Here is an 8,179-nt window from a genome sequence, read left to right as displayed (position 1 = left end):
GATCTTCTCGGCCATCACCTCGCCGAGCGAGCCGCCGAAGACGGTGAAGTCGTGGGCGAAGACGAACGTCTTGCGGCCATTCACCTGTCCGTACCCCGTGACGACGCCATCGCCCGGGAGTCGCTTCTCCTCCATTCCGAACTTGTGGGTCCGGTGGGTCCGGAACCGATCGAACTCGGTGAACGTGCCGTCGTCGAGAAAGTAGTCGACCCGTTCGCGGGCGGTCATCTTCCCTTTCTCGTGTTGGGCCTCGATGCGATCCTCGCCGCCCCCGAGGAGCGCCCGCGCCCGCTTCTCGCGGAGTTCCTCGATGCGGTCCTCCATCGTCATGGCCGACCACCTATCATCGTACGATAGAGGTTCGACCGGCGGCAAAAGGATTCCGACGCACACACGGCGCCAGAGTGCCCCGCGGTGTCGGCACGGACCGAGAACTGTGTCCACCCCGCCGTCTGGCCCGGGAACTGTCGGACGGTACGTGGCCCTGTGACACCACCGACCGCCACGAGGCTGCGCCCGAGCCGCGCCGCCTCCGTCTCCGGTCGTGTCATCCCCCGGCCGTATTCCGGGTGGCCGAACAAGCCACCGTCCGGGTGAGCCGACTCAGGACTCGCCGTACACCGGCACCGCCGCGCCGCTTGTGACCGGCGTCGCGTCGGAACAGAGCGCCATGACCGTCCGCGCGATGTCTGCGGGATCGACCCACGCGTCGTGGTCGGCACCGGACATCATATCTCGGTTCATCGGTGTGTCGATAACACTCGGCATGACCGCGTTCGCCCGGACGACGCCCTCGTTTTCGGCGGCGACCGTCTCGGTCAACAGCCGCACCGCGGCCTTCGACGCCCGATACGGTCCGTCGCCCGCACCGCCCGAGAGCGACGACCGCGAGGCGACGCTCACGACGCTCCCCTCCCGCGCTTGGAGATGCGGGAGAGCGTGTTTCGCCGCCAAAAACATCGTCTTGCAGTTCACGTCGAACAGAAAATCGAACGTCTCGGTGTCGGTCTCGTGGATCGGATCGCCGCCCCGCCAGGTCCCGGCGACGGCACAGAGGTGATCGATGCCGCCGTGGGTGTCGACGACCGACTCGACGACGCCCGCGACGTCGTCTTCGTCGGTGAAGTCGCCCCGGTAGTAGTCCACCACGTCCGGATCGACGAGCGACTCCTCGTCCTCCGGCGCGACGATGTCCGCGCCACAAACGGTCGCACCGGCGTCGTCGAACGCCGCTGCGATCGCGCTTCCGAGCGCACCGCTTGCGCCCGTTACCAGTACGACCCGACCCTGAAAGTCAAAGGACGTCGACATATCGAGCCGTTCGGCACCGCGACACAAAAGCCCGGGGGGGACCGTCACCACAGGCCACGTGTCGGCGGTGACGTCCGTCGACACGGCCCCCGGGCCGTTTTTCGGCGTCACACGGAGGACAGAGGCTGTCGACGGCTCGACGGCGAGTTCCCGTGGGCAACCCGGGGCAGGCCGCAGCGACCGGGCCCGTACCGTCGCCGGCGAATGGGCGACGCCGAGGGAGTCCACGGGGTACCTTCGGCGGTCGGCATCGACGTCGGTGACCCGGACCCCGCCTTGGCCACCGGTCCGTCTGGTGGACGGATCGACCCTCTCAGACGCCGACAGGGTGGTCGGTGTGTCGGTGTCGACGGCCGATCACGACAACGGTCAGGGCGTCACGACCAGTTTTCCGAGAAAGCTATCCGCAAGCACGTCACGGTGGGCCTCGGCCACACCGTCGAGGCCGTACGTCCGCGCAACGTCGACGGCGAGGTCGCCCCCGCCGAGAAGGTGCGCGACCCGTTGGAGCGGTGGGGCGAGGATCGGCGTGTTGAACATGCTCATGAACTGGTATGTGAGTTCCTTTCCTCGCGCGACGCCGTCGTTCGAAAACGCGATAGCGGGGTCGTTCTCGCCGATGCCGACGACCCGGGCGTTCTGGGCGGCGACGTCGGCGTCGAACTGGAGGTAGTCGTCGAGGCGGTGATCGAGAATCACGTCCGGACCGCCGGCGCTCGCCTCGACGACGGCGTTCCGGAGGTCGTCGTGGGCGTAATCGAGAACCGTGTCGGCCCCGAGCGATTCGAGGCGGTCGTGGTACTCCGGAGCGGCGGTGGTCACGACCCGCGCCCCGGTCGCGGCGGCTATCTGGACGGCGGCGTGACCGACCCCTCCGCTTCCACCGTGGATCAGCGCCGTCTGTGCGGGTTCGAGGTCACCATGGTCGATCAGCGCGCGCCACGCCGTCACGGCCGCGACCCCCGCACCGCCGGCCGCGACGGGGTCGACACCCTCGGGCAGAACGGCGAGTCGGTCGGTCGGCACGGCGGCGTACTCCGCACAGGCGCCTTGGTGATCCTTGCTCAGGCCGGTTGCGATGACGGTATCGCCGACTTCCGGCCGGCCTTCCGAGGAGTGTAGCCCCCCGCTGTCGTCTGCGTCGTCTTTTTGACCGCCGACGGCGACGACGTCACCCGCGGCGTCGACGCCCGTGACCATCGGGAGCGTGTACGGCTCGTACGATCCCTCGCGAAAGTATGTGTCGACGGGGTTGACACCGGCGGCCGCCACCTCGATCACCACCTCGCTGTCGGCCGGGTCGGGGCGGTCGATGTCGTCGACTCGCAGTACGTCGGCTCCACCGTAATCGTGGTATCGGACGGCGCGCATGCGGCGTTGGCTACGTGGGGCGGGTGAATAAACCCCACCGGGTGTGGACACGGGACATCATCGGGAGCGCTGACCGGCCGGTGTGTCACACCGTCCGATCCGGGTCCGTGTCACCGCTCTGGTGGAGTCGGACGGTCAACGCCGGCACATCCGACGTTCGAACGACCGCCCCGGTGACACCTCCCGGCGAGCGGCGGTCCGGTCCGGCTTGTCCCCGGGTCCCCGCCACGGTTCGATCGGCCACCGTCCTGCGTTTGAGGGATACTGTATTCGTGAGACACCGGCGAACCGCCACCCGGTGGGTTCACACCCGCTCGACCGCGTGATCGAGCGTGGTGCCGCCGCCGCGTCTCCGCCGAGAACGGTTCGAAGCGTACACGCGCCGAGAGCGATCGAACACCGGGTGCGCTCATACACCAGCGTATGGTGTCGGGATCGCTCCGCGACGACCCCGAACGGCCCGTTCTCATCGAGTCGCCGGCCTTTAGCGGTCGGTGTGGTGTCCACACCTCCGACGGTGCCTCGTCGCCACGAGGCGATGTGGCGTCTATGCGGCCGTCGTGGAACGGCGTCGTGACAACGACCACATGTGATCGATACTACTAACCCTCGGTCGGCAGAACGGGATTCACGATGAAACTCCACGAGTATCAGGCGAAAGCTGTCTTTTCGGACGCCGGAATCCCGACGCCGGACTCGCGCCTCGCGACGACCGTCGACGAGGCTGTTGCCGCCGGCAACGACATCGGATACCCGGTCGTGGTCAAGGCACAGGTCCACGTCGGGGGCCGCGGCAAGGCCGGCGGGATCGAGGTCACGACCGACGAGGCGGAACTCCACGAGGCCGCCGATTCGATCCTCGGCATGGATCTCAAAGGCTACCACGTCGACCGCGTTCTCGTTGAGGCGGCGGTCGACTTCGTCGACGAGCTCTATCTCGGGGTGACGATGGACCGAAACGAGGGCGACCCCGTCGCCATGGTCTCCTCGGAGGGTGGTGTCGACATCGAGACGGTCGCAGAGGAGACGCCGGCGGCCATCGCCCGCGAGGGTGTCGACCCCGCCTTCGGGATACACCCCTACCAGGCACGCAAGGCGGTGTACGACGCGGGCATCGGTGGCGACGTGGCCCGCGACGTCTCGTCGGTGCTCGCGACGTTGTACGACCTGTGGGTGGACAGCGATGCCAGCGAAGCGGAGATCAACCCACTGATGCTGACAGAGGAGGGCGATGTCGCCGCCGCCGACGCGGTGATGAACATCGACGACGACGCCCTCTTCCGCCAACCGGATCTCGCCGAGATGGAGGAGGCGTCTTACACCGACGACCTAGAGCGCAAGGCCGGCGAATACGGCTTCGACTACGTCCGATTGTCGGGCAACGTCGGCATCATCGGCAACGGCGCGGGCTTGGTGATGGCGACGCTCGACCTGGTCGATCACTACGGCGGCGCTCCCGCGAACTTTCTCGACATCGGCGGCGGTGCGAAGGCCGAACGGGTAGCCAACGCACTCGATATGGTCTTCGCCGACGAGAACGTCGACTCGGTCCTGTTCAACATCTTCGGGGGGATCACTCGGGGTGACGAGGTGGCCCGTGGGATCAACGAGGCACTCTCGCAGTTCGACGAGCTTCCGATCCCCGTCGTTGTCCGCCTCGCGGGCACGAACGCCGACGAGGGGATGGAACTTCTAACCACCGAACTCGTCCACGTGGAGCGAACGCTCGAGAATGCGGTTCAGCGTGCGGTCGACAACGCCGAGGGGAAAGCATGAGCGTGCTGGTCGACGCCGACACCCGTGTGATCGTCCAAGGCATCACGGGCGGAGAAGGAACGTTCCACGCCAAGGGGATGATCGAGTACGGCACAAACGTCGTCGCCGGCGCCGTTCCCGGCAACGGGGGACAGGAGGTTGCCGGCGTCCCCGTCTACGACACGGTCCACGAGGCCGTCCGCCGCGAGGACGCCGACGCGTCCGTCGTCTTCGTCCCACCGGCTCTCGCCGCCGACGCCCTGTTCGAGGCGCTCGACACCTCGCTTGATCTGGTCGTCGCCGTCACCGAGGGAATCCCGACCCAAGACATGGCGAAGGTGACCCGTCGCCTTTCGGAGACGGAGACACACCTCGTCGGCCCGAACTGTCCGGGTGTCATCACGCCCGACGAGGCAAAACTCGGCATTCTGCCGGGCGATATCTTCTCGTCGGGCCCCGTCGGCCTCGTCTCCCGGTCGGGAACGCTCACCTACCAGGTCGTCGACAACCTCTCCAACCGCGGGGTCGGCCAGACGACCGCCATCGGCATCGGCGGCGACCCGATCATCGGTACCTCCTTTATCGACGCCCTCGAACTGTTCGAGGCCGACGAGGAGACCGAGGCGGTCGCCATGTGTGGCGAAATCGGCGGCGAGGACGAAGAACAGGCCGCAAAGTACATCGCAAGCGAGATGGACACGCCGGTCGCGGCGTTTATTGCCGGTCGCACGGCTCCACCGGGCAAGCGGATGGGTCACGCCGGTGCCATCGTCTCCGGGAGCGGCACGGGGACCGCCAAGAGCAAGATCGACGCACTCAACAACGCCGGTGTCCCCGTCGGCGACACCCCCGAAGAGATCGCAGACCACATCGAGGACGTGCTGTAAGGGGCCGTCAGGGTCGGGCGGGCCAGCCGGCTTCGCCCTCGCCCTCGCCCTCGCCCTCGCCCTCGTCGTCCGAGCGACTGCCACGCGACACGAAGGATCTTTGATCCTCGATGCCGACACGGAACCATCGCGTGGCCGACGGTCCCGATGACTGCGCCGACGCCGACCGGACACACGAGACATGCTGCCCGGCGCGGCGGCGACCGGGACGGTCGTCGTGTCCGACGCCCTCGTTCCGGCCGCTTGACGACCGAGCGCCCGCTCCCGGATCGTCGAACGCGACCGCGGAGCGCCGGTGGCCCGACGGACGATCCGGACGAGTCAGCCGTCCATCGCGGCGTCGGAGCGTTCCAGCGCCTCGTCCAACACCCCGAGTGCTTCGTCGACGTGGTCGCGGGTGATGGTCAGCGGGGGCGTGACGACGATGGTGTTCACCGACGTGTAGAAATAGACACCTTGATCGAGCGTGTGTGCGCTCACCTCGTCGAGAACGGTCCGTCGGCTCGATACCTTGTCCTCCCGCCTCTCGAACGGGACGCGTTCGGTCTCGCTCCGGGTGAGTTCGAGCCCCTGATGGAGGCCGACACCCCGACGCTCCCCGACGCTGGGGTGTCGTTCGGCCAGCGATTCGAGTTCGGATTTCAGGTACTCACCCATCTCCCGTGCGTTTTCGAGCAGGTTCTCCTCCCGATAGGTTTCGATGGCCGCGACCCCGGCCGCACACGCGGTCGGGTGGCCGGCGAACGTGTGACCTTGGTTGAGCAGGTTGTCCTCGAAGAACTCGGCGACCTCCTCGGTAACCGTCGTCGCGGCCAACGGCTGATAGGAGCCTGTGATCCCTTTCGCCATCGTGATGATGTCCGGGACGGTGTCGTACAGACCCGACGCAAACCACTCGCCGGTCCGGCCGAATCCGGTCATCACCTCGTCACAGATCAACAACGCGCCGTGATCGTGTGCGATTTCGCGAAGGCGGGGCAGGTAGTCGTCCGGTGGGGTCAGAACGCCGTTCGAGCCGACGAGCGGTTCGACCAGCACGGCTGCGACCGTGTCGCCCTCCAGTTTCAACATCTCGTCGATGTACTCCAGGCTCTGATCCGGGTCAAGGCTCGACCCGTAGGCGTATGGATCCGGCCCCTTCACCATGCCGGGCACCTGCGGTTGGACATCGGGTCCCTGCGCAACCCGGCGGGGATCTCCCGACGCCGACAACGAGGCGGCCGTCGCACCGTGGTACGATCGGTACCGTGAGAGGATCCGGTGTTTGCCCGTGTACGCTCTGGCCATCTTGATCGCCACCTCGTTGGCCTCGGTGCCACTGGTCGAGTAGAAGGTTTTCTTGAGCGATCCGGGCGTGATCTCCGCCAACATCTCCGAGAGGCGGGCTCGGGGTTCCGTCGACCACGCGGGCGTGACGTACGGCACCGTTCGGACCTGGTCGGCGACGGCGTCGGAGACACGCTCGGCGTCGTATCCGAGGCTCGTGCAGACGTACTGGCTGCTGAAGTCCAGAATCGAACTGCCGTCGGCCGTCACGAGCCGTGGTCCGTCGGTGTCGACGACCTGTGTCGGGTCGAAGTCCCGCTGGCGCGTCCACGTCCCCAGCGTGTACTCCCTGTCCAACTTCTCGATCTCGTTTCGTTTGGATCCTTGACTGGCCACGGACGACCATACAAACCGGAGTGTAATAATATTCGCGTGTCCCTTTATTCTGCTCTTTTTACTACCCTAGAGCGAGAAAAATCACCGCATTCACAGGAAAAAGAGCGATATTTTTGCCGGTTTGTGAATATCGGTGGGCGTCGTCCGTGTCGTCGCCGACGGTCCCGGTGGTCAGCCGTCGGTCGCCCCGTTGGCCATCGACTCCGTTCCGTCACCGGAGACGGGGAGCGTCGACAACGGCCCCCGACGGATCGACCGATAGCCCAGCAGGGAGTCGTGACCGTGGTCCGACATGAGAACGGGCCAGAACGACATCTCGGCGACGAGTGGGTCGCCGTCGGCGACGGCGAACCGCTCCCCCTCGTCGACCCGTTCGAAGTTCTCGGCCAGAAATCGGTACGTCCGACCGGGGTCCTTGTAGACCGGTTCGGTCACCTCGTAGAACGCCGGGTCGGCGTCGGGGGGGTCGCTGGGAAGAACGCCCGTGGTCCGGAGAAAGGCGAGAAGACAGTCGTACGCGTTGTCGACCGCCGCGTCCGATCCCTGTCGCCCGGCCTCGATATCGACGAAGCCGGGGAGTTCGGCCGACCGCCCGTCGGCGACGACGGTGAAGTCGACGACGCCGTCGACGGGCAGGTGGGCGGCCACCTCCCGTTTTCGCTCGTTCAGATACGCCACGCTGGCGAAGGGGTTCTCGTACGACACCGTCGAGTGGATGCCGAGCGTCGTACACCCCTCGACCTCGGCTAAGAGTTCGTGTGCGAGTCGGTCCTCGTGTAGATCGCTCTCGGGGTCACCGGGAAGCGTCCGGTTCAGGTCCGTATCGACGTAACGGACGCCCCGTTCCAGTGCGCGTTCGTTCGCGACGATCAGTTTCGCCGGACGCTCGACATCGGGGTCGGCATCTAGAAGCCGTTCGATCGCTCGCACGCCGCAGGGTTCGTCGCCGTGCACTCCCCCCACGACCGCCACGTCCGGGGGTCCCGATCCGACCGTGTGGACCTGCATGGTCGTTACTGTGGCACCCGGTGGCGAAAAGTCGTCCGATCGGTGGGGGTGACGGGATAACAAGGTTGATGCCCGTCGCCGGGCACGTCACGCGCAATGACGCCCCTCGCCCGTCGCCTCGCCGGTTTCGATCGTTTCTCCACCGCTCAGCGGGCGGTGCTCGGGTACTACGCCGAAACCGGCCG

General features: G+C 66.7%; 7 protein-coding genes. 2 read left to right on the top strand and 5 right to left on the bottom strand.

Annotation, left to right across the window (positions count from 1 at the left end; all coding sequences use genetic code 11):
- The 3 genes from Q0925_RS10745 to Q0925_RS10735 all read right to left on the bottom strand — a co-directional run.
- The coding region (locus Q0925_RS10745) for a carboxyl transferase domain-containing protein (RefSeq protein WP_299335303.1) at nucleotides 1-324 on the bottom strand (324 nt) is incomplete at its 3' end.
- Between the two features lie 279 nt (nucleotides 325-603).
- Entirely contained in the window at nucleotides 604-1,311 is a 708-nt protein-coding gene (locus tag Q0925_RS10740) for an SDR family oxidoreductase (protein ID WP_299335302.1), read from the bottom strand.
- A 369-nt stretch (nucleotides 1,312-1,680) separates the two neighbouring features.
- Nucleotides 1,681-2,682 carry an NADPH:quinone reductase gene (locus Q0925_RS10735; protein ID WP_299335301.1) on the bottom strand — a complete coding sequence of 334 codons (1,002 nt, stop codon included), beginning with the start codon at nucleotides 2,680-2,682 and terminating at the stop codon, nucleotides 1,681-1,683.
- A 633-nt stretch (nucleotides 2,683-3,315) separates the two neighbouring features.
- On the opposite strand from Q0925_RS10735, the gene sucC reads away from it, so the two are divergent.
- Complete coding sequence (gene sucC, locus Q0925_RS10730; RefSeq protein WP_299335300.1) at nucleotides 3,316-4,458, top strand: ADP-forming succinate--CoA ligase subunit beta; 1,143 nt, start codon at nucleotides 3,316-3,318, stop codon at nucleotides 4,456-4,458.
- Nucleotides 4,455-5,324: a succinate--CoA ligase subunit alpha gene (sucD, locus tag Q0925_RS10725; RefSeq protein ID WP_299335299.1), complete on the top strand. Its 870-nt coding sequence runs from the start codon at nucleotides 4,455-4,457 to the stop codon at nucleotides 5,322-5,324. Before sucC ends, sucD begins: the two co-directional genes overlap by 4 nt.
- 321 nt (nucleotides 5,325-5,645) lie before the next feature.
- On the opposite strand, the gene Q0925_RS10720 is transcribed toward sucD, so the two are convergent.
- On the bottom strand, nucleotides 5,646-6,986 hold the full coding sequence (locus Q0925_RS10720) for an aspartate aminotransferase family protein (RefSeq protein ID WP_299335298.1): 1,341 nt from the start codon (nucleotides 6,984-6,986) through the stop codon (nucleotides 5,646-5,648).
- Nucleotides 6,987-7,157: 171 nt separating this feature from the next.
- Nucleotides 7,158-7,994 (bottom strand): succinylglutamate desuccinylase/aspartoacylase domain-containing protein, encoded by an 837-nt coding sequence (locus Q0925_RS10715; RefSeq protein ID WP_299335297.1) that lies wholly within the window; start codon nucleotides 7,992-7,994, stop codon nucleotides 7,158-7,160.
- Between the last annotated feature and the right edge of the window lie 185 nt (nucleotides 7,995-8,179).

It is taken from the genome of Haloplanus sp., from assembly GCF_028275055.1.
Classification (GTDB): Archaea; Halobacteriota; Halobacteria; order Halobacteriales; family Haloferacaceae; genus Haloplanus.
This window is presented reverse-complemented; position numbering and strand designations above follow the sequence as displayed.

Coding starts and splice junctions, on each gene's coding strand:
- Q0925_RS10740 (WP_299335302.1), bottom strand. CDS start 1,311: ATGTCGACGTCCTTTGACTTTCAGGGTCGGGTCGTACTGGTAACGGGC.
- sucD (WP_299335299.1), top strand. CDS start 4,455: ATGAGCGTGCTGGTCGACGCCGACACCCGTGTGATCGTCCAAGGCATC.
- Q0925_RS10715 (WP_299335297.1), bottom strand. CDS start 7,994: ATGCAGGTCCACACGGTCGGATCGGGACCCCCGGACGTGGCGGTCGTG.
- Q0925_RS10735 (WP_299335301.1), bottom strand. CDS start 2,682: ATGCGCGCCGTCCGATACCACGATTACGGTGGAGCCGACGTACTGCGA.
- sucC (WP_299335300.1), top strand. CDS start 3,316: ATGAAACTCCACGAGTATCAGGCGAAAGCTGTCTTTTCGGACGCCGGA.